The organism is Opitutus sp. sgz309028 (assembly GCF_059821195.1).
The window spans coordinates 115,818-140,186 of the sequence record NZ_JCAMRR010000004.1; the positions used below are offsets into that span (position 1 = coordinate 115,818).

At 63.4% G+C, this 24,369-nt stretch carries 30 protein-coding genes; 5 read left to right on the forward strand and 25 right to left on the reverse strand.

What is annotated here, in order from left to right; all coding sequences use genetic code 11:
• The first annotated feature begins 84 nt into the window (after nucleotides 1-84).
• On the forward strand, nucleotides 85-795 hold the full coding sequence (locus AC6RV7_RS15990; protein ID WP_500095029.1) for a VC0807 family protein: 711 nt from the start codon (nucleotides 85-87) through the stop codon (nucleotides 793-795).
• A 114-nt stretch (nucleotides 796-909) separates the two neighbouring features.
• Here AC6RV7_RS15990 and AC6RV7_RS15995 read toward each other — a convergent pair whose 3' ends face one another.
• The 7 genes from AC6RV7_RS15995 to guaA all read right to left on the reverse strand — a co-directional run bounded on the left by AC6RV7_RS15995 (nucleotide 910) and on the right by guaA (nucleotide 8,583).
• Nucleotides 910-2,214: a citrate synthase gene (locus AC6RV7_RS15995; protein ID WP_500095030.1), complete on the reverse strand. Its 1,305-nt coding sequence runs from the start codon at nucleotides 2,212-2,214 to the stop codon at nucleotides 910-912.
• Between the two features lie 120 nt (nucleotides 2,215-2,334).
• A complete protein-coding gene (hisH, locus tag AC6RV7_RS16000) occupies nucleotides 2,335-2,973 on the reverse strand; it encodes an imidazole glycerol phosphate synthase subunit HisH (protein WP_500095031.1) in 639 nt (212 codons plus the stop codon).
• Nucleotides 2,974-3,053: 80 nt separating this feature from the next.
• The gene (gene hisB, locus AC6RV7_RS16005; RefSeq protein ID WP_500095032.1) at nucleotides 3,054-3,659 is read right to left on the reverse strand and encodes an imidazoleglycerol-phosphate dehydratase HisB; all 606 of its coding nucleotides are present in this window, start codon (nucleotides 3,657-3,659) and stop codon (nucleotides 3,054-3,056) included.
• A complete protein-coding gene (locus tag AC6RV7_RS16010; protein WP_500095033.1) occupies nucleotides 3,632-4,786 on the reverse strand; it encodes a pyridoxal phosphate-dependent aminotransferase in 1,155 nt (384 codons plus the stop codon). The genes hisB and AC6RV7_RS16010 overlap by 28 nt, the downstream gene beginning before the upstream one ends.
• 67 nt (nucleotides 4,787-4,853) lie before the next feature.
• Nucleotides 4,854-6,149, reverse strand: a complete 1,296-nt coding sequence (gene hisD, locus AC6RV7_RS16015; RefSeq protein WP_500095034.1) for a histidinol dehydrogenase — start codon at nucleotides 6,147-6,149, stop codon at nucleotides 4,854-4,856.
• A gap of 48 nt (nucleotides 6,150-6,197) precedes the next feature.
• Nucleotides 6,198-6,956 carry a hypothetical protein gene (locus AC6RV7_RS16020; protein WP_500095035.1) on the reverse strand — a complete coding sequence of 253 codons (759 nt, stop codon included), beginning with the start codon at nucleotides 6,954-6,956 and terminating at the stop codon, nucleotides 6,198-6,200.
• Between the two features lie 85 nt (nucleotides 6,957-7,041).
• Nucleotides 7,042-8,583 (reverse strand): glutamine-hydrolyzing GMP synthase, encoded by a 1,542-nt coding sequence (guaA, locus tag AC6RV7_RS16025; protein WP_500095036.1) that lies wholly within the window; start codon nucleotides 8,581-8,583, stop codon nucleotides 7,042-7,044.
• A gap of 125 nt (nucleotides 8,584-8,708) precedes the next feature.
• Between guaA and AC6RV7_RS16030 the strand changes: the two genes are divergently transcribed.
• Complete coding sequence (locus AC6RV7_RS16030) at nucleotides 8,709-10,019, forward strand: DUF2254 domain-containing protein (protein WP_500095037.1); 1,311 nt, start codon at nucleotides 8,709-8,711, stop codon at nucleotides 10,017-10,019.
• A 7-nt stretch (nucleotides 10,020-10,026) separates the two neighbouring features.
• On the opposite strand, the gene AC6RV7_RS16035 is transcribed toward AC6RV7_RS16030, so the two are convergent.
• Nucleotides 10,027-11,196, reverse strand: coding sequence for a hypothetical protein (locus AC6RV7_RS16035; RefSeq protein WP_500095038.1), 1,170 nt, complete (start codon nucleotides 11,194-11,196; stop codon nucleotides 10,027-10,029).
• A 219-nt stretch (nucleotides 11,197-11,415) separates the two neighbouring features.
• Between AC6RV7_RS16035 and AC6RV7_RS16040 the strand changes: the two genes are divergently transcribed.
• Nucleotides 11,416-11,718, forward strand: a complete 303-nt coding sequence (locus tag AC6RV7_RS16040) for a hypothetical protein (protein ID WP_500095039.1) — start codon at nucleotides 11,416-11,418, stop codon at nucleotides 11,716-11,718.
• Between the two features lie 86 nt (nucleotides 11,719-11,804).
• Here AC6RV7_RS16040 and AC6RV7_RS16045 read toward each other — a convergent pair whose 3' ends face one another.
• A complete protein-coding gene (locus tag AC6RV7_RS16045; RefSeq protein ID WP_500095040.1) occupies nucleotides 11,805-12,068 on the reverse strand; it encodes a hypothetical protein in 264 nt (87 codons plus the stop codon).
• 129 nt (nucleotides 12,069-12,197) lie between these two features.
• Between AC6RV7_RS16045 and AC6RV7_RS16050 the strand changes: the two genes are divergently transcribed.
• Complete coding sequence (locus tag AC6RV7_RS16050) at nucleotides 12,198-12,707, forward strand: ferritin-like domain-containing protein (RefSeq protein ID WP_500095041.1); 510 nt, start codon at nucleotides 12,198-12,200, stop codon at nucleotides 12,705-12,707.
• An 85-nt stretch (nucleotides 12,708-12,792) separates the two neighbouring features.
• The gene (locus AC6RV7_RS16055; protein ID WP_500095042.1) at nucleotides 12,793-13,917 is read left to right on the forward strand and encodes a hypothetical protein; all 1,125 of its coding nucleotides are present in this window, start codon (nucleotides 12,793-12,795) and stop codon (nucleotides 13,915-13,917) included.
• Here AC6RV7_RS16055 and AC6RV7_RS16060 read toward each other — a convergent pair.
• From AC6RV7_RS16060 to rpsN, 16 genes are all read right to left on the reverse strand, one after another.
• The gene (locus AC6RV7_RS16060; protein ID WP_500095043.1) at nucleotides 13,886-14,626 is read right to left on the reverse strand and encodes a phosphatase PAP2 family protein; all 741 of its coding nucleotides are present in this window, start codon (nucleotides 14,624-14,626) and stop codon (nucleotides 13,886-13,888) included. The two genes, AC6RV7_RS16055 and AC6RV7_RS16060, sit on opposite strands and share 32 nt — an antisense overlap.
• An 85-nt stretch (nucleotides 14,627-14,711) precedes the next feature.
• On the reverse strand, nucleotides 14,712-14,939 hold the full coding sequence (locus AC6RV7_RS16065) for a hydrogenase nickel incorporation protein HypA (protein WP_500095044.1): 228 nt from the start codon (nucleotides 14,937-14,939) through the stop codon (nucleotides 14,712-14,714).
• A 179-nt stretch (nucleotides 14,940-15,118) separates the two neighbouring features.
• Nucleotides 15,119-15,640 (reverse strand): 50S ribosomal protein L17, encoded by a 522-nt coding sequence (gene rplQ / locus AC6RV7_RS16070; RefSeq protein WP_500095045.1) that lies wholly within the window; start codon nucleotides 15,638-15,640, stop codon nucleotides 15,119-15,121.
• Nucleotides 15,641-15,813: 173 nt separating this feature from the next.
• Nucleotides 15,814-16,815 carry a DNA-directed RNA polymerase subunit alpha gene (locus AC6RV7_RS16075; protein ID WP_500095046.1) on the reverse strand — a complete coding sequence of 334 codons (1,002 nt, stop codon included), beginning with the start codon at nucleotides 16,813-16,815 and terminating at the stop codon, nucleotides 15,814-15,816.
• 105 nt (nucleotides 16,816-16,920) lie between these two features.
• Nucleotides 16,921-17,532 carry a 30S ribosomal protein S4 gene (gene rpsD / locus AC6RV7_RS16080; RefSeq protein ID WP_500095047.1) on the reverse strand — a complete coding sequence of 204 codons (612 nt, stop codon included), beginning with the start codon at nucleotides 17,530-17,532 and terminating at the stop codon, nucleotides 16,921-16,923.
• 55 nt (nucleotides 17,533-17,587) lie between these two features.
• Entirely contained in the window at nucleotides 17,588-18,202 is a 615-nt protein-coding gene (gene rpsK / locus AC6RV7_RS16085) for a 30S ribosomal protein S11 (protein ID WP_500095048.1), read from the reverse strand.
• A 12-nt stretch (nucleotides 18,203-18,214) separates the two neighbouring features.
• Nucleotides 18,215-18,592, reverse strand: coding sequence for a 30S ribosomal protein S13 (gene rpsM / locus AC6RV7_RS16090; RefSeq protein WP_500095049.1), 378 nt, complete (start codon nucleotides 18,590-18,592; stop codon nucleotides 18,215-18,217).
• A 39-nt stretch (nucleotides 18,593-18,631) separates the two neighbouring features.
• The gene (gene map / locus AC6RV7_RS16095; RefSeq protein ID WP_500095050.1) at nucleotides 18,632-19,408 is read right to left on the reverse strand and encodes a type I methionyl aminopeptidase; all 777 of its coding nucleotides are present in this window, start codon (nucleotides 19,406-19,408) and stop codon (nucleotides 18,632-18,634) included.
• A complete protein-coding gene (locus AC6RV7_RS16100) occupies nucleotides 19,405-19,830 on the reverse strand; it encodes a nucleoside monophosphate kinase (RefSeq protein ID WP_500095051.1) in 426 nt (141 codons plus the stop codon). Before AC6RV7_RS16100 ends, map begins: the two co-directional genes overlap by 4 nt.
• Nucleotides 19,831-19,848: 18 nt before the next feature.
• Entirely contained in the window at nucleotides 19,849-21,351 is a 1,503-nt protein-coding gene (gene secY / locus AC6RV7_RS16105) for a preprotein translocase subunit SecY (RefSeq protein WP_500095052.1), read from the reverse strand.
• Between the two features lie 99 nt (nucleotides 21,352-21,450).
• Nucleotides 21,451-21,897: a 50S ribosomal protein L15 gene (gene rplO / locus AC6RV7_RS16110; RefSeq protein ID WP_500095053.1), complete on the reverse strand. Its 447-nt coding sequence runs from the start codon at nucleotides 21,895-21,897 to the stop codon at nucleotides 21,451-21,453.
• Between the two features lie 115 nt (nucleotides 21,898-22,012).
• Complete coding sequence (gene rpsE / locus AC6RV7_RS16115; RefSeq protein WP_500095054.1) at nucleotides 22,013-22,624, reverse strand: 30S ribosomal protein S5; 612 nt, start codon at nucleotides 22,622-22,624, stop codon at nucleotides 22,013-22,015.
• Between the two features lie 7 nt (nucleotides 22,625-22,631).
• Nucleotides 22,632-22,997, reverse strand: a complete 366-nt coding sequence (gene rplR / locus AC6RV7_RS16120; RefSeq protein ID WP_500095055.1) for a 50S ribosomal protein L18 — start codon at nucleotides 22,995-22,997, stop codon at nucleotides 22,632-22,634.
• 50 nt (nucleotides 22,998-23,047) lie between these two features.
• On the reverse strand, nucleotides 23,048-23,587 hold the full coding sequence (rplF, locus tag AC6RV7_RS16125; RefSeq protein ID WP_500095056.1) for a 50S ribosomal protein L6: 540 nt from the start codon (nucleotides 23,585-23,587) through the stop codon (nucleotides 23,048-23,050).
• A 13-nt stretch (nucleotides 23,588-23,600) separates the two neighbouring features.
• A complete protein-coding gene (gene rpsH / locus AC6RV7_RS16130; RefSeq protein ID WP_500095057.1) occupies nucleotides 23,601-23,993 on the reverse strand; it encodes a 30S ribosomal protein S8 in 393 nt (130 codons plus the stop codon).
• A 59-nt stretch (nucleotides 23,994-24,052) separates the two neighbouring features.
• Complete coding sequence (gene rpsN / locus AC6RV7_RS16135; RefSeq protein WP_500095058.1) at nucleotides 24,053-24,358, reverse strand: 30S ribosomal protein S14; 306 nt, start codon at nucleotides 24,356-24,358, stop codon at nucleotides 24,053-24,055.
• Nucleotides 24,359-24,369: the final 11 nt, after the last annotated feature.

Here is a 24,369-nt window from a genome sequence, read left to right on the forward strand (position 1 = left end):
GAGCAGCGGACTATAAATTGGAGTGGCGATAAACCAAGAAATGAATCGCCGCCCCGCGCAGTTGCTGGCTTTTTTGGCGTCCCGATGCCGGAAAGCTCACCGACGCCGAAAAAGGAAAACCTCCTGCTCAACCTGCTGCTGAACGTCGCGCTGCCCGCGATCATTCTGTCGAAGTTCAGCACGCCCGAACGGCTCGGCCCGGTCCTGGGTCTGGTCGTCGCGCTCGCGTTTCCCCTCGGCTACGGGATCTGGGATTTCCTGCGGCGGCGGCGGGCGAATTTCATTTCGATCATCGGCTTCGTCAGCGTGCTGCTCACCGGCGGTCTCGGTTTGCTGCACATCGGCGGTTTTTGGTTCGCGGTGAAAGAAGCCGCCGTCCCCACCGTCATCGGCCTCGCGGTTCTGCTATCGTTGAAGACGCGTCGGCCGCTCGTGCGCACGATGCTCTACAACGAACAGGTGATCGACGTGGCCCGCGTGGACACCGCGCTCGCGTTGCGGGGCACACGCGCTGAATTCGACCGGCTGCTCGTGACCTCCAGCTACCTGCTCGCGCTTTCGTTTTTCGTCAGCGCCGTGCTGAACTTCGGGCTCGCGCGCTACCTGCTGACCGGCCCGGCCGGCACGCCGGAGTTCAATGCGCAGCTCGGTCGCATGCATCTGTTGAGCTGGCCGGTGATCGTGGTGCCCAGCATGGCGATGACGATGTTCGCGCTCTGGCGGCTCCTGTCAAAACTGCGAACGTTGACCGGACTCGCGCTCGAGGACGTGTTTCACGCCGAGCACAAGAAATAGGCGCCAGCCAACTCGAGGATGCCGGGCGGGGGTCGCCGCCCCCGCCGCAGCTTCAGCCTTTTGCCGTATTCGATACCGGCGGGGTCAGGAGACCCCGCCCTACAAAAACCAACGTTACCCGCGGCGCTCCATCGGCACGAAGTCGCGCTTCGGCGCGCCGACGTAAATCTGGCGCGGACGGTAGATCTTCAGCTTCGGGTTCTGCGCCACCTCGCGCCACTGGGCGATCCAACCGGGCATGCGACCGATCGCGAACATCACCGTGAACATGTTCAACGGAATCCCGAGCGCGCGCATGATCAGGCCCGAGTAGAAGTCGACGTTTGGATACAATTTGCGCGACACGAAGTAGTCGTCGTTCAACGCCACCTCTTCGAGCTTCATCGCGATGTTCAGGAGCGGGTCGTCCTTGATGCCGAGCGAGCCCAGCGCCTTGTAGAAGCTGGCCTTGATGATCTTCGCGCGCGGGTCGTAGTTCTTATAAACGCGGTGGCCGAAGCCCATCAGGCGCTCGCCCTTGCCGGCTTTCGCCGCGGCGATGAACTTCGTGCCGTCGTCGCCTTCGTCGTGGATGCTTTGCAGCATCTCGATCACCGCCATGTTGGCGCCGCCGTGGAGCGGGCCCCAGAGGGCGTTGACGCCCGCGGAGATCGACGCGAACAGGTTCGCGCCCGCGGAAGCGACCATGCGCACGGTCGACGTGGAGCAGTTCTGCTCGTGATCCGCGTGCAGGAGGAGAAACAGATTCAGCGCGGATGCGACCTCCGCGGTCGGGACGTATTCGTTATACGGCTCCGAGAACATCAGGTGCAGGAAGTTCTCGCAGTAGCCGAAGTTCGGGCGCGGGTAGTTGAACGGCAGGCCGTTGTTCACCCGATACGTGTGCGCTGCGATGGTGCGCACCTTCGAAATCGCGATCGCCGCCGCCTCGTCGAAATGCTCGAGATCGCTCTGATGATTGTTGCTCGCGAGGTGCGGATAATAGGCCCCGAGGGCGTTGAACGTCGCGGACAACACCGCCATCGGATGCGAGTCGCGCGGAAAGTTCTGGATGAAACGCAGCATGCCCTCGCGCAGGCGTGAGTGCGCCGAAAGCCGGCGGGAAAAATCGCGGCGCTGATCGGGCGTCGGCAGCTCGCCGTAAATGACGAGATAAGCCGTCTCGACGAAACTGGATTTCTCCGCGAGCTGATCAATCGGGTAACCGCGATAACGCAGGATGCCAGCCTCGCCGTCGATGAAGGTGATCGCACTCTGGCAGGAACCGGTGTTGCCGAAACCGTCGTCGTAAGTGATCGCACCCGATTCCGTCCGCAGCTTCGAAATATCTATCGCGCGTTCACCTTCCGAGCCGGTCAACACCGGCAGCTTATAGTCCTTGTTGTCAAAGCGGAGGGTGGCGGAAACGGGGTTCGACATAGACGGCCGAAACGAAGCCAATTCCAGGCCGCTTGCAAAGCAATCTTCTGCCCACGCTTCCGTTTTCATACGGCGGGCGCATGACGTAGCGGAGATTATGCCCGCTATCGCGAAATCTGATCAGCCGCGCGCGGCCACCGCGGCGAAGTTACGATAGATCGCAAGCCCCTTGGCCTGACTTTTCTCGGGGTGAAACTGCGTGGCGAAACAGCGGCCGCGACCGATCGCCGCAGTGAACACGCCGCCGTAATCGCACTCCGCCAAAACCAGCGTCGGATCTTCCGGCACGCAGTGATAGCTGTGCACGAAATAAAACGACTCGTTGTCCACGCCGAGCGAGTTCGCCAGCGGAGAATCCGACTGCACGAAGCGCACGGTATTCCAACCCATGTGCGGAATCTTGAACTCCGGCGGGCGCTGAAAGCGGATCACCTTGCCCTGAAAAATGCCGAGACCGACCACGCCGCCGCCCTCCTCCGAACGATCGAAGAGTGCCTGCATGCCGAGACACACGCCGAGAAACGGTCGATCCGCCGCGATCCAGTCGCGCACGGTCGCATCGAGTTTCGTCGCCCGCAGCGCCGCCACGCAGTCGCGCAGCGCGCCGACGCCCGGCAGCACGAGTCCGGTGGCGCTGGCCGCCGCGACTTCCTCGGGCGTGCGCACAACGCGCGGCTCCGCGCCCACCGCTTCGAGCGCCTTGGTGACGCTGCGGAGATTGCAGATTCCGTTATCGATGACGGCGATTCGCGGACTCATCAGTTAACTGGTTTTGAGTTTAGGGTTTTGGGTTGGATTGCAAACGAACCCAAAACTCAAAACCCGGAACCCAAAACCGATCAGAGCTTGCCTTTTGTCGAGGGCAGCAGATCCGCGGCGCGCGGATCGATCCGCGTCGCGGCGTCGAGCGCGCGACCCAGGCCCTTGAAGATCGCCTCGGCCACGTGATGCGGCTCCTCACCGTAGAGGAGTTTCACATGCAGGTTCGCGCCGAGCGCGTTGCTGAACGCGCGGCAAAACTCCTTCACGAGCACGATATTGAAATCGCGCACGAACATCGTCGGTGCCTCCGCCTCGTAAACGAGATGCGGCCGGCCGCCGAGATCGACGACGACCCGCGCCAGCGACTCGTCCATCGGCAGCAGGAAAAAGCCGTAGCGCGAGAGGCCGAGCTTGTCGCCCAGCGCCTCCTTGAACGCCTGCCCGAGCACGAGCCCGACATCCTCGACCGTGTGGTGATAATCGACGTCGACATCGCCCTTCGCCTTCACGGTCAGATCGAACAAGCCGTGCTTCGCGAACAGCGTGAGCATGTGATCGAAGAACGGGATGCCCGTTTCGATCTTCGCCGCGCCGCGACCGTCGATCGCCAGCGTCAGCGTGATGTCCGTCTCCGCCGTCTGGCGGTGGACGGTTGCTACGCGGTTGGAGTTGCCTTGAGCCATGCGTCGAGGGTGTTTTGCAGGACGAGCATCTCGTCGTCCGTGCCGACGCTGATGCGGAGGAAGGAGGCGGTCAAGGCGTGGCTCGCGAAGTAGCGGACCAACACCTTGCGCGCGAAAAGGAAATCGTAAGCGGATTTCGCGACGGCCGGACCGGATTCGCCGCGCGCGTTTTTCGGCTCCGTGAAGATGAAATTCGCCTGCGAGCGATAGGTGAACCAGCCGCGGCGGTCGAAGTTCGCGAGCGCCGCGTCGCGCGTCGCGACGACCTTCGCCGTCACGCCCGCGTAGTAATCGGGATCCTCGATCGCCGCGAGGGCGGCCGCCTGCGAGAGCCGGCTGACGTTGTAGCTGTCGCGAACGCGATCCAGAAGCTCGATCACCTGTGGGTGCGCGAGCGCGTAACCGACGCGGATGCCGGCGAGCGCGTGTGCCTTCGACAGCGTGCGCACGATCACGAGGCGCGGATAATGCGCGAGCAGCGCGACGGCGCTCTCCGTCGCAAACGGCGCATAGGCTTCGTCGACCATCAGCAGCCCGTCGAAACGCTGCAGGATCTCCTCAAGTTCCGCGTTCGGGAACGCGACGCCTGTCGGCGCGTTGGGCGAGGTCAGGAAAAACGCGCGCGCCTTCGATCCGGCGATGCGCTCAATCGGCAGCTTCATCGAACGGTCGAACTCTACGACCGTGCTGCGGCCGTCCTGGATCGCGACGAGCACCGGATAGAGCGAGTAGCTGGGAAAGGTGAACCCGGCGACGGCATCCGCGATCGGCGTTCTTTGCCCTCCTTGTGCGACGCGGTCTCCCGCTCCCGCGCTACAAAACGTCCGCACGAGCAGATTCAAAATATCGTCGGAGCCGTTGCCGATGATCACGTTTTCCTCGCGCAGTCCGTGCAGCTTCGCGACGGCGGCACGCAGCGGAGCGCTTTTCGGATTCGGATAAAGTCGCAGGGACGCGCCGTCGGCGCCGAGCTCGCGGCGGATCGCTTCGGCGACGCGCGGACTCGGCGGATAAGGACATTCGTTGGTGTTGAGCTTCACCCAGCCCGCTTCGGTCGGCTGAAGACCGGGCGTGTAGGCGTGAAGTTTCGCAACGTGTGGGAGAGCGAGGGACGGGAGATCGGGCATACGTGGCGGCTTTCGAGGCCGCGAAACGAAAGCTTCGCAGAACTTGGGCCGCGGCGTAAAGCCGCACCTATTCGACGCGAATCCGTGCCGAGCGGCCGTGGGCGTCGAGCTGCTCCATCGCCGCAAACGCCGCCACGACGGGCTCGGCTTTCTTGATGCTCTTGCGGTCGTAACGAACGATGCTGGTGCGGCGGAGAAAATCCGCCACGCGCATGCCGCTGAAGAAACGTCCCGCGCGCCCCGTCGGCAGCACGTGACTCGGACCGGCCGTGAAGTCGCCCAGCGCCGTCGGCGTGTCGTTGCCGATCAGGATCGCGCCCGCGGTGGTGATGTTCTTCGTCAGCGTCCGCGCGGCGCTGTCGGAGACGAGCAGCTCGAGATGTTCGGGTGCCACGTAGTTCGCGACCTCCGCCGCTTGTGCGAGGGTCTTGACCTCGATGGCGAGAAATCCGTCCTGCAGCACGCGGCGCGTCTTCTCGAGGCGCGAAAGCGTGAGAAGTTGTTCGCCCACCTGCTGCACGATCGCTTCGAGGATCTTGGCGGACGTCGCGACGAGATAGATCTTTTCGCGTCCGGAGCCGTGTTCGGCTTGGGCGAGCAGATCCGCCGCCGCATAGTCGGCGCGGGCGGTGTCGTCAGCGATCACCATGACCTCGCTCGGGCCGGGCAAACCCGCGACGCCGACGACGCCGAACACCTGTCGCATCGCTTCGCACGTGTAGGCGTTGCCCGGACCAAAGATTTTATCGACCGGCCGAATCGTCGCCGTGCCGTAGGCCATCGCGCCGACAGCCTGCACGCCACCGACGCGGTAAACTTCATCGATGCCGAGAAAGTGCAGCGCCGCGAGCAGGCCGTCGGCGATCTTGCCTTCCGAGTTGCACGGCGTGAACACCGCGATCTCGGGACAGCCGGCGATCTTTGCGAGCGTCACCGTCATCAACACGGTCGAAACCAGCGGCACCTGGCCGCCTGGAACGTAGAGGCCGACACGTTGCAACGGGTCGAACTTTTCGCCGACCTGTGCGCCGTGCGGATTCTTGGCGGTCCAGCCCTTCGGGAGGCCGCGACGATTGTAGGCGACGATGTTTTCGTGCGCGGCGGCGATGGCTTTCCGCTCCGCGGCGGGCAGGCGTTTCGCGGCGGCTTCGAGTTCCGTGGGCTTCACGCGCAGATCGCGGGCGCGAAGCTTGGCGCCGTCGAACTTCGCCGCGTAATACACGACGGCTTCGTCGCCGCGCTCACGCACGTCGGCGAGGATCGCCGTCACCGCATCGGTGATCTCGCGCGGCACGGAAGCGGTGCGGCAGAAGGCAGCGAGATCGGCTTGGAAGGACTTGGCGGCGTGATGAAGCGTGCGCACGGATCTACAAGAAAAGCGAAAAGTCGGGCTGGAGGAAAGGTGGAGCGATTACTTCAGCGTGGGCAGCGGCACGGCGAAGAGGCTTGCCGGGAAGGATTCGTTGACGGTGATCGTTTCGAAATCGATCCGCCGCTCGACCTTCTCGCCGCTGGCGAGGACCTGCGTGATGAAGATGGTCTTCGGAAAACGAATTCCCCCGGCGACGATCTCGCCCTCTTCGCGCACGTTGTTCTGTTCGTCGCCCGTGAAAACGAGCTCGCCGGTGTCGGCGTTGAAGTAGCGGTAGTAGATGAGCGTCGGCGTGTGGGAAAACGCGATTTTGCGGCAAACGACACCGTTCATCGTCACGCTGCCCTGATCCTCGACGGAGCCGCCGATCTTCTCGATACCGCGGAAGAAATACAGGTTTTGCCAGACATCCGCGCGGAGCTGCCGGATCTGTTCGACGCCGAGCTGCTGCTGTTGCCAGTTGGTCGGATCGTTCGCGGCGGTCGTGCGTTTCCACGCTTCGTAACCGTCGAGCGCGCTCACCTCGATCACGTCGGGCATCGTGATCACGATGCGCTGCTGCGAAGGTTTCTGCAGGATGATCTCGATTTTGCTGCGGGTCTCCTCGCCGGGCTTTCCGGGTGTCGGGCTGATGAGCGTGCCGACGTAATGGATGGAACGCACCGCATCGAGCGTCGCATCGGGTGCGAGCCGCGCCCGGGCTTTCGCGATGATGGCCGGTTCGGCGGCGAGCGCGGCGGTCACGAAGAACAGCAGACCGCCAAGGGCTGCGAGCCGGCGAAAGGAGGGCAAAATCATGGCAGCGACCTTGAACAAATTTGGGCCGTGAGGGAAGCCCGGCGAAGCGCGCCCGGCGCGATCGTTTCGGGACGATCGCGCGGGATCATTCCCACTCGATCGTCGCGGGCGGCTTCGAGCTGATGTCGAGGACGACGCGGCTGACGCCACGCACCTCGTTGGTGATCCGACTCGAGATGCGCTGCAAGATGTCGTGCGGGACCTTCGCCCAGTCGGCCGTCATGGCGTCGACGCTTTCCACGATGCGCAGCGCGATCACGTAGTCGTAGGTGCGTTCGTCGCCGAACACGCCCACGGTGCGCACCGGCAGGAAAACGCAGAACGACTGCCACACCTTGTAGTAGAGACCCGACGTCATCATCTCGTCGTGCAGCACCGCGTCAGCGTTGCGCAAGATCTCGAGATTCTGGGCGGTGATCTCGCCCATCACGCGCACGCCGAGACCCGGGCCGGGGAACGGCTGGCGCCAGACGACTTCCTTCGGCAGACCCAGCGCCGAACCGACTTTGCGCACCTCGTCCTTGAACAACTCGCGCAGCGGCTCGATGAGCTTGAGCTTCATGCGCTCGGGCAGGCCGCCGACATTGTGGTGCGTTTTGATCAACGAGGCGGGATTGTTGCCGATCGAAACGCTCTCGATCACGTCGGGATACAGCGTGCCCTGCGCGAGGAACTCGGCGCTGCCCTTGATCGATTTCAACGATTTCTCGAAAACCTCGACGAACGTGCGGCCGATGATCTTGCGCTTCTGTTCGGGCTCCGTGATGCCCTTCAGGCGTTTGAGAAACAGCTTCGACGCATCGACGACGCGCAGGTCGATGTGGAAGTGTTTCGCGTAAAGCTTTTCGACATACTCGCGCTCGCCTTTGCGGATGAGGCCGTTGTCGACGAAAATGCAGGTGAGCTGCTTGCCGATGGCCTTGTGCAGCAGCGCAGCCGCCACGGACGAGTCGACGCCGCCGGAAAGTCCGAGGATCACGCGCGACTTGCCGACCTTCGCGCGGATGTCGGCGACCGCGTGCGCGATGAAGTCCTTCGTCGTCCACTCCTGTTTCGCACCGCAGACGTTGACGAGGAAGTTGCGGATCATGTCCACGCCGCGCTCGGTATGGAAAACCTCCGGGTGAAACTGGATTCCGTAAAAGCGGCGCTTCGCGTCCTCGATGCCCGAGTAAGGCGAGTTGTCCGAAATCGCGGTCGCGACGAAGCCGGGCGGCAGTTTGGCGAGCTTGTCGCCGTGGGAGTTCCAGATGCGCAGCTTGCGCGGCAGACCGGCGAAGAGCTTGCCGGGACGCTTGATCGTGAGGTGACCGTGACCGTATTCGCGGGCCTTGCTGTGCTCGACCTTGCCACCGAGGAAGTGCCCCATCAGCTGCACGCCGTAACAGATGCCGAGGATCGGCACGCCCATTTCGAAAATCGACGGATCCGGATGCGGCGCGTTCTTCGAGTAAACGCTCTGCGGGCCGCCGGAAAGGATGATGCCGACCACGCCTTCCTCGCGCAACTTGGCCGCGGGCGTCGCGAAGTGGAAAATCTTCGAGTAAACCTGACACTCGCGAATGCGGCGCGCGATGACCTGCGTGAGCTGAGAACCGAAGTCCAGGACGGCGATGGTTTGTGGCATGTGCGAGGTGGGAAACGGAAAACACAACGCAAGCGACCGAGTGGGAGCAAGCGCGTTTCTCTCCCGGGCCCGGTGGGCGGCGACCCGCCGGCGAACCTGATCGGCAAAACGCTGACTGTGAGGCCATGCACCGTCTTCTGGCGCTTTGGATCCGGCTGAGGTCCAGCCTCTGGTTTCTTCCTTCGGTCATCGTCTTGTTCGCGGTGGTGCTCGGACTTTTCCTTTCCGCGGTGGGCAACTTCATCCCCATGCTCGCCCAAGACGAGTTGCCCGTCTTATTCGGATTTGGCGCGGAAGGCTCGCGGGCGATGCTCTCCGCAATTGCGACGTCGATGATCACGGTCGCCGGCGTCGCGTTCTCGATCACGATCGTCGCGCTGTCGCTGGCGTCCCAGCAATACTCGCCGCGTGTGTTGCGCCACTTCATGCGCGATCAGGGCAATCAGACCGTGCTCGGCGTCTTTGTCGGCGTCTTCGCCTACTGTCTCGTCGTTCTCCCCTCGATCCGCGGCGGCGACCATGCCTCGCATGTGCCGGCGCTGGCTGTGCTCGTGGGCGTGGTGCTGGCGCTCTGCGGCGTCACCTGCCTGATCTACTTCATTCACCATGTCGCGACTGCCATTCAGGCGTCCGCCATCCTCACCGCCGTGGCGACGGAAACGCATGCGGCGATCGCCTTGCTGTTTCCCGAGACCCTCGGCCGCGAAGCCGGCGCGCCCCCGTGCGATCTCAACGATCTTCACTGGCATCCGATCGCCTCGCCCGCGACCGGCTACTTGCAGATGGTCGACGAAACGACGCTCCTGCGCTGGGCCAACGAGACGGACTGCGTGCTGCGCATGGAGGGGCGCGTGGGCGATTTCATTTTGCGCGGCGCGCCGCTCGTCTCCGCCAGCCGTTCGCTCGAAAATAACGCCGACGCCACCGCGGCGATTGCGACGACCTTCGCGATCGATCGCACCCGCTCGATCGAACAGGACGCGAGCTTTGGGCTGCGCCAGATCGTCGATGTCGCCCTGCGCGCGCTTTCGCCGTCGTTGAACGACACCACCACGGCAGTGCTGTGCATCAATCATCTCGCCGATCTGCTGCGGCACCCCGCCGCCCGGCAGCCGGAATGGCCCTATCGCGTGCAAGACGGCAAACTACGAGTCATCGCCCAGCGCGCGGAATTCGACCACATGGTCGGGTTGGCCTTCGATCAGATCCGCGAGAGCGGAACGAACAATGTGGTCGTGCTCGACCGCCTGCTGTGGGCGATCGCGCAGATCGAGGAACGCACCACCCTGCCCGCTCGCCGGGAAACGCTGAGTCGGGCCGCGCTCGCCGTCGGCGCCACCGCTGAGCGCACCCTGGCTGATCCCGCTGCGCGCGCGACCACCGCGCGAGCTGCCGCGGATCTGGCGCGCCGATGTCAGCGGCCGGGCGTGGCGTGAGCCCGTTCTAGCGGTTCGGCGTTTGCCCCTCGAAACCGCCGCGCAACGCCTGCACGAAGGCGTTGCGGAAAAGCGTCACGATCGTCGACCAGATATCGACCTGGTTGTCTTCGAAGTTTCCCGAGAACGGTGCCTTCGTCGCGACCTGATTCTTCTCGTCGTTCTCAAACACGGACGCGACGACAGTCACGACCTTCTTGGCGAGGAGTTCAGCGGCATTTTTGTCCTTGTCCGACGCGGTGCGAAAATCGAGGTCATGCACCAGCGGCTTGATGTAGCCGTTGTAACCACCGCCTTCGGCCTCGACCTCCATATACATTTCGAACGTGCCGCGCGAAACGTCGGCGTTCGCGTAGGCGAGCAGGAAGCTGTTGAACGGCGGCAGTTGCAGATCGCGGATTTCCATCCGGCCTTTCAACCGCGGCTGCTCCGCCAAAGGGTCCAGCTGCACGGCAAGCGAGAGCCGGCCGTCGCCCGTCGTGACGCCCGTGAGTTCGAGTTTGGCGGGCAACGGATCGCCATTCGCCTTCGGCCGATTCTGGATATCCGTCGCCAGGATGCGGAGATCGCGAATCCCCACGTCGACCTTCGGGTCGTGCGTTTCGTCCACGAAGCGGAAGGCGGCGTTCCTGACTTCGACTCGCGTGAGCTCCATCGGAAACGCCTCGCGCAACCCATCCTGCCAGCGCGCAACGTCGTCGGTCTTCTCCGCGACTTCCTGCTTCGCCTCCTCCGCGGCGTCCGCGGGACCATTGAACCGCCGGTGTTTCACCGCGTCGAATTCCGCTCCATCGATCAACACGCGGCCGCCCAGCTTCCCCGAAAACAGCGCGGCCGGCGCGACGGTGAGTGACGCCTGGCGCACAAACGCAAGTGGCGGATCCTGATCCCGACCGCGGGCCCGCAGCACGAAATTCCGCACGTTCACCGTGCCGCGCCACACGGAGAGATCGACGCTCTCGACTCTCCCGACGAAGCCTTCGAGCGCGCCGAGCTTCCGATTCACGATGGAGGTGGCGATCGGAGAACCGACAAAACGGATCGCGAGCAGCAGCAACAGCACAATCGCGAGGCCCACCAGCCACGGCCGACTGCGGCGATGCGATCGCGCTGCGCCCGCACGCGAACCGGCCGTCGTGCGACGCCGGCTTGGAAAGGACAGCGTGTGCAGATTCATGAGGAGCGCCGACGCTTGCGGAATGCCAACCGTGGAAGTGCCGCCAGCGCAGTCGACTGAATCGCTCCGGCGCCCATCGCGTCCGGCAAGGTGCACGTCTGATCGGAGCAAAAAGCGCAAACTGCACGGCGGCGAAAACGCCGCCGGCGGAACTTCCTCCACGCGCGCTGAGGGGAAAGCGAGTCACGACAGCGCCGTCGCTCTGCGCTAGGTTGCCGGATGAAACCGTCTCATTCGACCTCGAAGAACAAGATCAACGTGCCCCGCGACGCCGACCTCGATACCACGGAGCGCAGCCGTCGCGATGTCATGCCTTCTCCGGATACAGTGAACATCCGCGATGAAGATTACCCGTCGGAGAACAAGCCTCTCGCGGGCGATTCGTCTGCCGCGCGCGCGCTGCATCAACGCCCATCGCCCGCTCACGACCAACTGCGTGCCGGCTCTGCCGGCGATGCCGCTCATCCCTCCAGGACCGGCATCATGAATCCCGCGCTCCCGCCGCGGGCAAAAACGAAATAGGCGCGCGTAGCCGCGCGCCTAATTCCAAGCGGTCTCTGCTGCTCGCGGCTCGTTGCCGAATCGCGAGTCGAGCAAAGCCGACGCCCTTACTTCTTCTTCTTGGCAGCCGTCTTCTTCTTCGGAGCGCTCTTCTTGGCAGACTTCGATGCTTTCTTAGCCATTTGGTTTTTCCTTTTTTTTGTGGGGTTTGTGTCGGCAACACACACGAGGCGTGTCGCCAGCTCCAAATTGGCGTGGTGAACGGCGTTTTGTAAACTGTAGACCGCTGGCCAACTGGATAATTTTTTCCACACGCTCATTTCGCATCGCGCATCGCGATGCGCGAAAGACGCGCGTTGAAACGCGATCAAGCATGAAGTCGCGACGGAATTTTCTCCACGCGCGCTTCCGCCTTCGCCCCAAAGACGCCGTGCCGCCGCACGAGTAAATTCACTCGTTCGCTCGCTCACTGCATCTCCAACCCACAACCGAATTCACCTATGGAATCGCTCGAAAATCTACACGATCTCTTCATCCACGAACTCCGCGATCTCTACGACGCGGAGAAACAACTCGCGCAGGCACTCCCGTTGATGGCGCAGGCCGCGAACGCGTCCGAACTTCGCGACGGCTTCAAGACTCACCTCGAGGAAACGAAGGAGCACGCGCGCCGGCTCGAGCAAATCTTCAAGGGCCTCGGCACCTCGCCCGAAGGAAAATCGTGCAAGGCGATGGCCGGGTTGATCGCCGAGGCGAAGGAAACGCTCGATGAAGATGCCGACCCGGCGGTGCTCGACGCGGCGCTGATCGTCGCCGCGCAAAAGGTCGAGCACTACGAAATCGCCGGCTATGGCAGCGTGTCGACATTCGCGCGCGTGCTGAACTACGACGATGCCGCGAAGCTGCTGAAGCAGACGATCGCCGAGGAAGAAATGACCGACAAGAAGCTCACGCATCTCGCCAGCCGCTTGAATCAGAAAGCGGAGACGGCCGATCAGGCCTCGAGCTGAGCGCGGCGTGCAGCCATCGTTGGCACGGACTGCCATCCGACCCCGCGGGCGTTGACCCCGCGGGGTTTTTGCATGCCTTTGCCGCATGCCCGGTCCGCGCGCCCGTCTCGTTTCCGCCGGCGCAATTGTCGCGGCGGTGATCGTGTTGCCCGCAGTGGGCGCGACGCTGGCCGGAAGAAGCTTGGGCGCGCTGCTGCAGTTTCCGCCGCGGTTAGGGCTGCCGCCGGGCTACGTCCGGTTCTCCTGGATCGCCGTGGCGCTGGTGCTGGCACCGCTGCTCGCTGTCTCCATTTCCTGGATTCGCACGCGTTCGCCGCGCATCGCGCGGGCGCGGGCGTCCGCAGTGTCGCCCAAGGCGTGGCCGGTGTGGGGCTCGGCGGCAGTCGCATGGATTCTGCTGTGGTGGCTGCTGGCGTGGACGCGATTCGACTGGTTCGCTCCGCTGCAACGGTTCACGTTTTTTCCGCTCTGGCTCGGCTACATCGCAGTCGTGAACGCCCTCACGCTGAGGCGCACCGGCTCGTGTCTGCTGCTCGCGCGGCCACGCTACGTCGCGCTGCTGTTCGGAATGAGCGCGGTTTTTTGGTGGCTGTTCGAATGGCTGAACCGGTTCGCGCTGAACTGGCATTATCTCGGCGTGCAGGACTTGGGCTCAGCCGGCTATGTCGCGCAGGCCTCGCTGTGTTTCTCGACCGTGCTCCCTGCGGTCGCGACCACGCGCGAATGGGTCGGCTCATTTCCAGAATTCGCTACGCGAGCCGCCGCCGGACCGCGCTGGTCGTGGCTCGCGCGCCCGGCGACCGGAGGGTGGCTGGCAGCGGGCGGCTGCGGCGCGCTGCTGGGTGTGGGTTTCGCGCCGCAGTGGCTCTACCCGGCTCTGTGGCTGGCGCCGCTGGCGTTGATGTTCGGCGCGGGCCTGTGGTGGCATCAGGAGGGGTTGTGGTCGGAGATCGCGCGAGGCGATTGGCAAGTGGCGGCGAGCTGGATGACTGCCGCGCTCATCTGCGGTTTTTTCTGGGAGATGTGGAACGTCGGGAGCGCGGCGAAATGGATCTACACGGTGCCGTTCGTGCAGCGCTGGCACGTGTTCGAGATGCCGGTGCTCGGCTACGCCGGCTATCTTCCCTTTGGGTGGGAATGCGCGTGCGTCGTGTGGCTGCTGGAAGGCGGCCGGCAGTCTATGCGTTTCGCTCCAGTTCGCGTCGGCTGACAAGGTAAGACGCGAACCAGCACACCTGCGCCCACGCCACTCCGGCGGCCCACCCCGCCACGACATCGCTCGGATAATGCACGCCAAGGAACACGCGGCTGACGCCCACCAGCGCGCTGATCACGAGTGCGGCGCCGACGATGAGCGTTTTCTCGCGCCGGCGCTCGACCAGGCGCGTGAGCAGCACGGCGAGCGTCAGGTAAATCGTCGCTGACGACATGGCGTGTCCACTCGGAAAGCTCCACGACTCGATCTCGATCAGACGCAGCGATTCGTCGGGCCGGGCGCGGCTGAACGCGCTTTTCAGGGTGTGATTGATCGCCAGACCGCCGAACGAGGCCGCGAGAAGAATCAGCGCCGCCACGCGGCGGCGCGTGAACAGGAGAAAGGCAGTCACGAGTAAAACGAAGAAGCTGAGCACGGCCACGCTGCCGAGTCCGGTAACATCGCGGGCGACCTCCGCCAGCCAATGCGGCCCGATGGGATGCGGCGGTTCGCCCGTGCGCAACGCGAGCATGACCTGCTTCTCCCATTGCAGATGCTCCTGCTCCCGCACTTCGTCCGCGACAAAGCCAAACACCCAGCACGCGAAGAGAAACACCGCGGCGTTGCAGAGCAGCAGCGGCTTGACCCGGCGAATGCGTCCGAGCCAGGCACGTGCGCGCGACGGATTCCGACCGGGATCTGCAGATCGCGCTTCCGAGTTCACGGCCGCACCGTGGCGGGAATTCCGCGAGACGCAACGGCGTCGCCTCCGGAGGGAGATCGCCGCGCCCCCTCGACCGTCCACCGGTTCAGAACTTCAGTCGCGTATTCTCGTGACCACAGCGCGGGCACTTCGCGAGCTCGGTGCCGACCTTCGCGGTATAAAGTTCGTCGCAGCGAATGCAGTGAAAGGTCGTCTTGCGCCGCTCCTGCTCGAAGGTCCGGTGATCGCGGCGGTCATACCAGAGCCACAGGCCGAGGAACACGAGGGCGACCAGCGTGCAGTAGAAGATGACGGCGGTGGTGAGATCGAGCATGACGCGAACCCGTTCAGCGTGGCAGAACTGTTGGCTCCGTGCGAAGCGCAGAATCCAGCGGGGCAGCGTCTGGCCTGAGCCGATCGCCGCCACGGAGAAAAAGAAAACGCGCCGACGGCGAGTCGGCGCGTTGAGGAAAGCGAGAGGAGAACAAAGCCGGCGGACTCGCCGGCTCCGTCTTATTTCTGCTCGGCGGCCGGAGCGGCCTCGGTCGTTGCGGCAGCGGCGGCTTCGGCGGCAGGCGTGGCTTTCGCCTTCTTGCCCTTGCCCTTGGACTTGGAGGCCTTCTTGCCCTTGGACTTCTTGTAGCCCTGGTCGTCGGCCTTCACGAACTCGATCAGCGCCATCTCGGCGGCGTCGCCAAGACGCTGCTGGCCGAGCTTGTAGATCCGGGTATAGCCACCGTTGCGATCCGCGAACTCCTTGTAGGTTTCGTTGAACAGCTTGGTGACGGCGGTCTCGTCGCGGACGTCCGACAGCGCGAGACGGCGCAGGTGGAGCGCGTCCTTCTTCTCGGTCTTGGCCGCGGCCTTCTTGGCCTTGGTGATGACCTTCTCGATGAACGGACGCAGGGCCTTCGCCTTCGTCAGCGTGGTTTGGATACGGCCGTGCGTGATGAGCGCGGCGGCGAGGTTGGAGAGCATCGCGCGGCGATGCTCGACGGTGACGCCGAGGGAGGCGCGGTGTTTGTTGTGACGCATTGTGGTTTTGGTTTAGGCGTCTCCCGATCGGCGATCCGGTCGCAGCGTGAAGCGGCAGCGGACGGCGCGAGAGACGAAAGTGGTAGCGAGTAGTGGGTAGTGAGTAGCGAGTAGAACGGAGTGCGGGCCGCGAGATGCTCGCTACCCGCTACCCACTACTCGCTACTTCCGGGTCACCCTTCCTTCTTCGTGTCGAGGAGGCGCTCGTCGAACTTCATGCCGAGCGAGAGGCCCAGCGCTTCGAGCTTTTCCTTGATCTCGTTGAGGGATTTTTTGCCGAAGTTCCGATACTTAAGCATCTCCTGCTCGGTCTTCATCGCGAGCTCGCCGACGGTGGTGATGTTCGCGTTGTTCAAGCAGTTCGCGGCGCGGACGGAGAGCTCGATCTCGTTGACCGACATGTTGAGGAGCTTGCGGAGCTTGTTCTGCTCCTCGCTGACCTCGGACTGCTGGTTCTCGAATTCGTAGGTCTCTTCGCTGACGCGGTCGAAAACGTCGAGGTGGTGCTTGAGAATCGAGGCGGCCTGCTTGAGGGCATCGTCCGGCGTGATGCGGCCGTCGGTCCAGACTTCGAGGACGAGCTTGTCGTAATCGGTGATCTGGCCGACGCGGGTCGCTTCGACGGCGTATTTGACCAGGCGGACGGGCGAGAAGAGCGAATCGATCGGGATGACGCCGATGGCCTGGTCTTCCTTCTTGTTCGCCTCACCGGGATAATAGCCGCGGCCGGTCTTGATCTCGACCTCGGCGTCGAACGTCTTGCGCGTGTCGAGCGTGCAGATGACCTGGTCGGGGTTGACGATCGAGATGTTCGGATCCGCCTGGATATCGGCGGCGGTGACGACGCCGTTCTTGTTGGCGCGGATCGCGAGGGTGATCGGCTCGCGCTTCTGGGAAACGATGAGGACCTTCTTGAGGTTCAGCACGATGTCGGTGACGTCTTCGACGACGCCGTCGATCGACTGGAACTCATGATTCACGCCGTCGATCTTGATCGAAGAAATGGCGGCACCCTCGATGGAGCTGAGCAGAACGCGACGGAGAGAGTTACCGATGGTATGACCGTAGCCGGCCTCGAAAGGCTCAGCGATGAACTTGGCGTAGGTCGGCGTTGCGCCTTCCTCGACCTTCGTGAGTTTGGACGGGAGTTCGAACTTTCCGAGACGTTTGGGCATGGCAGGTAAATACTACGTGTAAGAGTAAGATGTAACGTTTAAAGCCGCAGCGAGAGGCGGAGGCGGCTCGCTACGGCTTCAACATATAACAGCGCCGGGATGCGCTTAGAAGCGCGAGTAGAACTCGACGATGAGCTGCTCGTTGATGCCCTGCTCCATCTCGTCACGGTTCGGCAGGCGGTTGACCGTGGCCTTGAACGTTTCGGCGTTCATGCTGAGCCAGCCGGGGACGTTGCGGATGCGATTCTCCTCGAGGTTGCGGGTCGCGAGCTGGCGGGAGGCCGCGGCATTGCGGACTTCGATCTCGTCGCCGGCCTGCACGTTGTAGGAGGCGATGTCGACCTTGTGACCGTTCACGCGGATGTGGCCGTGGTTGACGAACTGACGGGCCGCGGCGCGGGTCTTCGCGAGGCCGAGGAGATAAACGACGCTGTCGAGACGGGTCTCGAGCAGCTGCAGGAAGCGCTCGCCGGTGACGCCGCGTTCGCTCTTGGCGATCTCGAAGAGACGGCGGAACTGCCGCTCGAGCAGGCCGTAAATGTAGCGGAGCTTCTGCTTCTCGTTCAGACCGAGAGCGTATTCGGAGACCTTGCGGCGAAGCTTGGGACCGTGTTGGCCGGGCGGGTAGCTGCGGCGTTCGAAGGCCTTGCCCGAGCCCAGGAAGTGCTGGCCGAAGCGGCGGCTGAGGCGGGTGGTAGGTCCGGTATAACGAGCCATGTTCTGTTAATTTGAAATTTGAGATTTGAGATTTGAAATCGCGTGCGGCGCACGCTCAGACGCGGCGGCGTTTGCGCGGGCGGCAGCCGTTGTGCGGCACCGGGGTCACGTCGATGATCGAAGTGATCTCAAGGCCGATCGCCTGAAGCGCGCGAACGGCGGAATCGCGACCGAGGCCCGGACCGGAGACGCGAATGACGACATCCTTCAAACCGTGCGACATGGCGTTGCGGGCGGCGTCCTGCGCGACGACCTGGGCGGCGTAAGCGGTCGATTTGCGCGAGCCGCGGAAGTTGCATTTGCCGGCGCTCGACCAAGCGATGACCTGGCCCTTCTGGTCGGTGATCGAGACGATCGTGTTATTGAACGAAGCCAGCACGTTGGCGACGCCGGACGTGACGTTCTTCGAGCCCTTCGCCTTGCGAACCTTGATGACGCCGAGCTCTTCCTTCAGGAGATCCTCAGCCGTGGGCTGCTTGGCCACACCGCCGATGAGCTCGACGGGCTTTTCGGCGGCAGCGGGAGCGGCGGCAGGGGCCGCCGCGCCTTCGGCGGCGGGCTTGGCCGTCTTGGCCTTCTTCTCGGCGGGCGCAGCGGCGGCACCTTCAACAGGGGCGGTCGCGGCTTTGACGGGCTTTTCTTTCTTCGGAGCGGATTTTTCTTCGGCCATGACGGGGGGAGATTATTCTTTGGCTTTCGTGACGCCGACGGTGCGACGCGGGCCCTTGCGGGTGCGGGCGTTGGTGCTGGTGCGCTGGCCGCGGACCGGCAGGCTGCGGCGGTGGCGCACGCCACGGTAGCAGTTGATCGCCTGGAGGCGCTTCAGATTGCCCGTGATTTCGCGGCGAAGGTCGCCCTCGAGCACCCACTTGTGCTCGCCGATCAGGTGAAGGATCTTGTTGAGTTGTTCCTCCGTGAGATCCTGCGCGCGCATGTCGGGGTTGAGCCCGGCTTCCTTCACGAGGAGGTCGGCACGGGTGGGCCCGATGCCGTTGATATAACGGAGGGAATACGCGACTTTCTTTTTCGCGGGGATTTCTACACCGAGGAGACGAGGCATGTTTTAGTGGTTAGTTGAGAGTTAACGAGAGAATGAAATTCAGGAGACGACGCGCGGCCGCGTGAGGATTTCGGGGCCGTGCTCCGTGGTGAGCACCGTGTGCTCGAAGTGCGCGGACGGGGAGCCGTCCGCCGTCACGCACGTCCATCCATCGCTGAGGATCTTGGTCTTCGATCCGCCAAGATTGACCATCGGCTCGATCGCGAGGGTCATGCCGGGCTTGATCCTCGCGCCGGTGCCTTTGCGACCGAAGTTCGGGATTTCCGGCGGTTCGTGCATCGCGACGCCGACCCCGTGGCCGACCATCTCGCGCACGACGCTGAAGCCGTGCGATTCGACGTAGTGCTGGATCGCCGCGGAGATGTCGCCGATGCGATTGCCGACCTGCGCCTGCTGGATGCCGAGGTCGAGGGCCTCGCGGCTGACCGTGAGCAGTTTTTGGATACCGGGCTGGACGTTGCCGACCGGCAGGGTGAAGGCGTTGTCGCCGACATAGCCATCGTGCCAGACGACGATGTCGAGGGAGACGAGATCGCCGTCGCGCAGGATCCGTCGAAAGGACGGGATGCCGTGAACGACTTCGTCGTTCACCGAGATGCAGGTGTGGGCGGGATAACGGCGCGAACCGTGTTGATAGCCGTAACAGGCGCTGCGAGCTCCGAGGCGCGCGATCCAATCGCGACCGGCCTCTTCCAAGTCTTGGGTGGTGATGCCCGGCCGGACCAGGGGCTTGAGTTGTTCAAGCACCGTGGCCGCGATCGCACAGGCCTCGCGCATTTTCGCAATCCCCTCCTTAGATTTGATAGGGATCGTCATGCCGCGAGTTCCCCGGCTTCGAGGAGAAGACCGAGGGTCTGGTAGTGTCGGACTACCGGCTCGCTGGAGCCGGGACCGGCGATGACGCCATCGAGACTTTCGTCGCGGGCATCGAGCCATTCGTCGAACACTTTTGCTTGGAGCAGCGTAGCCGGGAATTCCTTCAGGAGGAACCCCGCATCAGGTTTGCGCGTGAAGAACCACTTTCGCAACGAGGCGAGCGTGGCTGCTTCCTCCGCCGCGGCCGAAGCCGGGCGGCGCGAAATCTCCGACCGCAGTATGGCGGGAGAGACGTGCTCTAGATTCAAAGAACGAAGCCGGCTCATCAGGTTTTCGGTTTGAAAATCGGATGAACCGAGGAAGAGGAGCTTGGCCTTGGCGCGAGCGCCGGAGAAAGCCAAGAGGTCGTTGATGGCGGCCATCGCGACCCGAGTAAAGAACTAAAGTGCGAACTTCTGGATCGCCCAGGCGACGATGCCCACGAGGAAGATCGCCGTCACGGGGATGCCGAGTTTCACGAGCGCTTCCGAGCTTACGGCATCGCCTGTCGCACCTGCCGGCGCGGAGCTGCGGGCGCGAATACGCCCCTTCTTGAGGAAGCCGTCGTAGTGCCGCTGCAGGAGGAACGTCTCCACCTGACGCATCGTGTCGAGGACCACACCGACGGTGATCAGCATGCCGGTGCCGCCGAAGAAAATCGCGATACGTTGCGGGACATTCAGCTCGAAGAGCAGCACGTCCGGCATGACCGCGATGATGGTCAGGAACACCGCGCCCGCGAGGGTCAGGCGGGTCATGATGAAATCCAGGAACTGTGCCGTGGGCTGGCCGGGTCGAACGCCGGGCACGTAGCCGCCGTATTTCTTCAGATCGTCGGCGATCTGGATCGGCTTGAACATCACGGAAACCCAGAAGTAGCTGAAGAACATGATCAGCACCGTGTAGATCAGATAGTAGCTCCAGTGACCGCGAAGGAGGTTTTCGGAGAACTCGATCAGGAACTTGATGTTAAACGCCGCGCCCAACTGGGAAAAGATCTGCTGCGGGAAAAGCAGGATGGCGCTGGCAAAAATCACGGGCATGACGCCCGAATAGTTCACCTTGAGCGGCAGGAAGGAGCTCTGGCCGCCCATGACCTTGTTGCCCACCACGCGCTTCGCATACTGCACCGGGATCTTCCGCTGACCCTGGACGACCATGACGATGCCCATGACGACCAGAATGAAGAGCGCGATCATGATCACCGCCTGCGGGAGGCCGAGATTCGGACCGGTGCCCACGGGCCGGAAGAACAGCTGATAGGTCTGAGCCGCCGCACCGGGGATGTCGGCAAGAATGCCGACCGTGATCAGAAGCGAGACGCCGTTGCCGATGCCGCGCTGCGTGATCTGCTCGCCCAGCCACATCAAAAGCAGCGTGCCGGCCGTCATGAAGATGACGGACGTGATCAGAAAACTGACTTTGCTGACGATAACGATGCTGCCGTAGGTGTTGAGGTCGTAGCCGGGGAACAGCCGCCCGGGATTCTCCAATGCAAGAATAAGCAGCGTGCCCTGTACAAGACAGATGAGCACCGTCGCATAACGCGTATATTGGGTCAGCTTCTGCCGCCCGACGTCGCCTTCCTGCTGCAACCGGCTGAGCGCCGGCACGACCGCCGTCATCAACTGAAAGATAATCGACGCGCTGATATAAGGCATGATGCCCAGGGCGCAGATCGCGCCCTTCACGAGCGCACCGCCGGTGAACATGTTATACAGGCCCACCAAGGCGCCGCCGCCGCTGGCCGTCTGATCGGCGAAGAAGTTCTGCAGCGGGTGCGGATCGATGCCGGGGAGCGGGATGTGCGCACCGACGCGGGCCACGAAGAGCAACGCCAGAGTATAAAAGATCCGCGAGCGCAGCTCAGGGATCTTCAGTGAGTTCGTGAAGGCGGAAAACATGGAGAAGGTCGATTGTCGATTCCCGGCTTTCGGTTCGTCAAACCAGATTCAGGCGCCGCCCGAACCGAGGATCGGAAATCGAAAACCCATAAGGGCCGATCAGGCCGTGATCGCCTGGCCGCCGGCTTTCTCGATCTTGGCCTTGGCGGATTCGGAAAACTTCGCCGCCGTGACCTTGAGGGCGCGGTTGATTTCACCGTCGCCAAGAATCTTCACGCTCTTCTCGCCCGCGCGGATCAGGCCGTTGCTGGCCAACACCTCGGCCGTGACCTCGGTGATGCCGGCGTCCAGGGACGCGAGATCGCCGATGTTCACCACGGGCAGTTCGGTGCGGAAATTGTATTGATTGAAGCCGCGGTGCGGGAGCTTGCGGTAAAGCGGCATCTGGCCGCCTTCAAAGCCGGGACGGATGCTGCCGCCGGAGCGGGCCGTCTGGCCCTTGCCGCCGCGACCGGAGGTCTTGCCGCGACCGCCGCCTTCGCCGCAGCCGACGCGCTTCTTGCGGTGCACCGCACCGGGAACGTTCTTGAGTTCGTGGAGTTTCATTTGGATTCCTCGTGGAGGGGCGCCCTCGCCGACCGAATGTGGCGGCGAAGACTCGGATTAGATGTCAGATGGAAATGCAGGCGGGATTCGCACCCCGCACTGCCCGCCGGTTCGCTTACTTGCGAACGGCGTTGATATCGTCGGCGAGCCGGAGCTGGCGGAGACCTTCGAGCGTCGCGTGCACGACGGCGATGTGGTTCTTCGACCCCATCGACTTCGTGAGCACGTTCTTGACGCCGGCCGCTTCCAGCACCGCGCGGACACCACCGCCGGCGATGAGGCCGGTGCCGGTCGTGGCGGGCTTGAGCAGAACCCGGCCGCCATCGTAAACGCCCAGCACGTCGTGCGGGATCGTGTCGCCCTTGAGCTTGATGGTGATGAGATTCTTGTGCGCGTGCGCGGTGCTCTTCTTGATCGCGTCCGGCACCTCGTTGGCCTTGCCGTAGCCGATGCCGAGCTTGCCCTTGCCATCGCCGACGACGGCGAGCGCAGCGAAGCTGAAACGGCGACCGCCTTTGACGACCTTGGCGCAGCGATTGATGAAGACGACCTTCTCGATCATCTGCGGGCCATCGGACGGCGCGGAGTCACGGTTGTCGCGGCGATCCCGGCGGGGGCCACCGGGGCCATCGCGGCGGGGACCGCCACGGTTGAACTGGCGAGGCTGACGCGCCGGCGCTTCGGGAGCGGCTTCAGGAGTGGGCGCGGAAGTGGGTTCGGTGCTCATGCGTTATTTAGAATTGGAGACCACCTTCGCGCGCAGCGTCGGCGAACGTTTTGACTTTGCCATGATAGCGGGCGCCGCTGCGATCGAACACGACGGAGCTGATGCCGGCCGCTTTGGCCTTCGCGGCGAAGGCCGTGCCGAGCACCTTGGCGCCGGCGAGGTTGGCCGCGAGCTTCTGCTTGCGCAGCTCGGCGTCGAGCGTGCCCAAAAACACGAGCGTGGCGCCCTTGTCGTCGTCGATCGCCTGCGCGTAAATGTGCTTCGAGGTGAAACGCACGGCGAGACGCGGGCGGGCGGCGGTGCCTTGGATCTTCTTCCGGATTCTCCAGCGACGTTTCTGCAGGAGCCCGGCTTTGTAAATGGTGTTGCTCACGGAATCTGAGATTTGAAATTTGAAGTTTGAGATCGGCGGGAGCCGGAGGCTTACGCCACCGTCTTGCCTTCCTTGCGGCGGACGCGCTGACCGACGATGCGCACGCCCTTGCCCTTGTAAGGCTCCGGCGGGTAGTAGCCGCGGATCTCCGCGGTCACGGCACCGACGAGTTGCTTGTCAACGCCCTCGACCTTCAACCGGGTCTGGTCGGTGACGGTGACTTTGATGCCGTCGGGAATGTCCATGAGGATCGGGTGCGAATAGCCCAACGCGAGGTCGAGCTGCTTGCCCTTCAGGTTCGCCTTGAAACCGACGCCCTGAATCTCGAGCTCCTTCGTATAGCCCTCGGTCACGCCCTTGACCATGCCGGCGACGACGGAGCGTGCGGTGCCGAACATCGCCTTCGCGAAACGGGAATCCTCCGCCGGCGCGAAGGTGACCTTCTTGTCGGCGACAGTGACTTTGACGACGGGGGCGAAGGTTTTCTGCACCTTGCCCTTGGGTCCCTCGACCAGCACGGTGCCGTTCTTGTCGACCGTGATCTTGACCTTGTCGGGGATGGAAACGGGTTGTTTGCCAATGCGGCTCATGATGCGTGGCGGTTTACCAGACGTTGCAGATCAGTTCGCCGCCCGCCTTGTTGCGGCGGCAATCGGCGTCCTTCATCAGGCCCTTCGAGGTCGAAACGATGCTGATGCCGAGGCCGTTAAGGACGCGCGGGATTTCGGAGTATCCGTAGTAGAGGCGACGGCCGGGCGTCGAGACGCGCGTGAGGCCGGTGATGGCGGGGGAACCGTCGACGTATTTGAGCGCGACGACGAGGTTCTTGTGGCCCGCTTCGGTGGTGTCGCTGCGGTAGTCGGCGATATAGCCCTCGGTCTTCAAGATGCCGGCGATCGCCTCGCGCATTTTGGAGTGCGGCGAAACGGCCTCGGCCTTTTGGGCTCGCGACGCGTTGCGAATGCGCGTCAGGAAGTCACTGATCGGATCGGTCATGGTGGATGTTGTTGAGAAGGGCCGCGCGGGTCATATCCGACCCCCGTGGGCCAAAGAAATTACCAGGAGGATTTGGTCACGCCGGGGATCTTGCCGGCGAGCGCGAGCTCACGGAACTGGATACGGGAGACGCCGAACTTGCCGATGTAGGCGCGCGGGCGGCCGCTGAGTGAGCAGCGGTTGCGAATGCGCACGGACGACGAATTCTTCGGGAGCTTCTGGAGCTTCTTCTGCGCGGCGAAGAACTCTTCGTCCGTGGTCGCAGGATTGAGGAGGGTCGCTTTCAGCTCGGCCCGCTTGGCGGCGTACTGGGCGACGAGGCGCTTGCGCTTTTCGTTGCGCTCGATGGCGGAGGTCTTGGGCATTGTCGGAAAAG

What these genes read in the sequence shown, in the direction of transcription:
- rpsE (WP_500095054.1), bottom strand. Translation starts at nt 22,624, where the DNA reads ATGAGCACCGAACCCACTTCCGCGCCCACTCCTGAAGCCGCTCCCGAA.
- AC6RV7_RS16075 (WP_500095046.1), bottom strand. Translation starts at nt 16,815, where the DNA reads ATGCCCAAACGTCTCGGAAAGTTCGAACTCCCGTCCAAACTCACGAAG.
- AC6RV7_RS16100 (WP_500095051.1), bottom strand. Translation starts at nt 19,830, where the DNA reads ATGGCCGCCATCAACGACCTCTTGGCTTTCTCCGGCGCTCGCGCCAAG.
- rpsD (WP_500095047.1), bottom strand. Translation starts at nt 17,532, where the DNA reads ATGGCTCGTTATACCGGACCTACCACCCGCCTCAGCCGCCGCTTCGGC.
- rpsM (WP_500095049.1), bottom strand. Translation starts at nt 18,592, where the DNA reads ATGCCTCGTCTCCTCGGTGTAGAAATCCCCGCGAAAAAGAAAGTCGCG.
- rpsH (WP_500095057.1), bottom strand. Translation starts at nt 23,993, where the DNA reads ATGACCGATCCGATCAGTGACTTCCTGACGCGCATTCGCAACGCGTCG.
- hisB (WP_500095032.1), bottom strand. Translation starts at nt 3,659, where the DNA reads ATGGCTCAAGGCAACTCCAACCGCGTAGCAACCGTCCACCGCCAGACG.
- AC6RV7_RS15995 (WP_500095030.1), bottom strand. Translation starts at nt 2,214, where the DNA reads ATGTCGAACCCCGTTTCCGCCACCCTCCGCTTTGACAACAAGGACTAT.
- AC6RV7_RS16035 (WP_500095038.1), bottom strand. Translation starts at nt 11,196, where the DNA reads ATGAATCTGCACACGCTGTCCTTTCCAAGCCGGCGTCGCACGACGGCC.
- secY (WP_500095052.1), bottom strand. Translation starts at nt 21,351, where the DNA reads ATGTTTTCCGCCTTCACGAACTCACTGAAGATCCCTGAGCTGCGCTCG.
- rplO (WP_500095053.1), bottom strand. Translation starts at nt 21,897, where the DNA reads ATGAAACTCCACGAACTCAAGAACGTTCCCGGTGCGGTGCACCGCAAG.
- AC6RV7_RS15990 (WP_500095029.1), top strand. Translation starts at nt 85, where the DNA reads ATGCCGGAAAGCTCACCGACGCCGAAAAAGGAAAACCTCCTGCTCAAC.
- rpsK (WP_500095048.1), bottom strand. Translation starts at nt 18,202, where the DNA reads ATGGCCGAAGAAAAATCCGCTCCGAAGAAAGAAAAGCCCGTCAAAGCC.
- AC6RV7_RS16030 (WP_500095037.1), top strand. Translation starts at nt 8,709, where the DNA reads ATGCACCGTCTTCTGGCGCTTTGGATCCGGCTGAGGTCCAGCCTCTGG.
- hisH (WP_500095031.1), bottom strand. Translation starts at nt 2,973, where the DNA reads ATGAGTCCGCGAATCGCCGTCATCGATAACGGAATCTGCAATCTCCGC.
- guaA (WP_500095036.1), bottom strand. Translation starts at nt 8,583, where the DNA reads ATGCCACAAACCATCGCCGTCCTGGACTTCGGTTCTCAGCTCACGCAG.
- rpsN (WP_500095058.1), bottom strand. Translation starts at nt 24,358, where the DNA reads ATGCCCAAGACCTCCGCCATCGAGCGCAACGAAAAGCGCAAGCGCCTC.
- map (WP_500095050.1), bottom strand. Translation starts at nt 19,408, where the DNA reads ATGACGATCCCTATCAAATCTAAGGAGGGGATTGCGAAAATGCGCGAG.
- rplF (WP_500095056.1), bottom strand. Translation starts at nt 23,587, where the DNA reads ATGAGCCGCATTGGCAAACAACCCGTTTCCATCCCCGACAAGGTCAAG.
- AC6RV7_RS16040 (WP_500095039.1), top strand. Translation starts at nt 11,416, where the DNA reads ATGAAACCGTCTCATTCGACCTCGAAGAACAAGATCAACGTGCCCCGC.
- AC6RV7_RS16065 (WP_500095044.1), bottom strand. Translation starts at nt 14,939, where the DNA reads ATGCTCGATCTCACCACCGCCGTCATCTTCTACTGCACGCTGGTCGCC.
- AC6RV7_RS16055 (WP_500095042.1), top strand. Translation starts at nt 12,793, where the DNA reads ATGCCCGGTCCGCGCGCCCGTCTCGTTTCCGCCGGCGCAATTGTCGCG.
- AC6RV7_RS16050 (WP_500095041.1), top strand. Translation starts at nt 12,198, where the DNA reads ATGGAATCGCTCGAAAATCTACACGATCTCTTCATCCACGAACTCCGC.
- rplQ (WP_500095045.1), bottom strand. Translation starts at nt 15,640, where the DNA reads ATGCGTCACAACAAACACCGCGCCTCCCTCGGCGTCACCGTCGAGCAT.
- AC6RV7_RS16020 (WP_500095035.1), bottom strand. Translation starts at nt 6,956, where the DNA reads ATGATTTTGCCCTCCTTTCGCCGGCTCGCAGCCCTTGGCGGTCTGCTG.
- AC6RV7_RS16010 (WP_500095033.1), bottom strand. Translation starts at nt 4,786, where the DNA reads ATGCCCGATCTCCCGTCCCTCGCTCTCCCACACGTTGCGAAACTTCAC.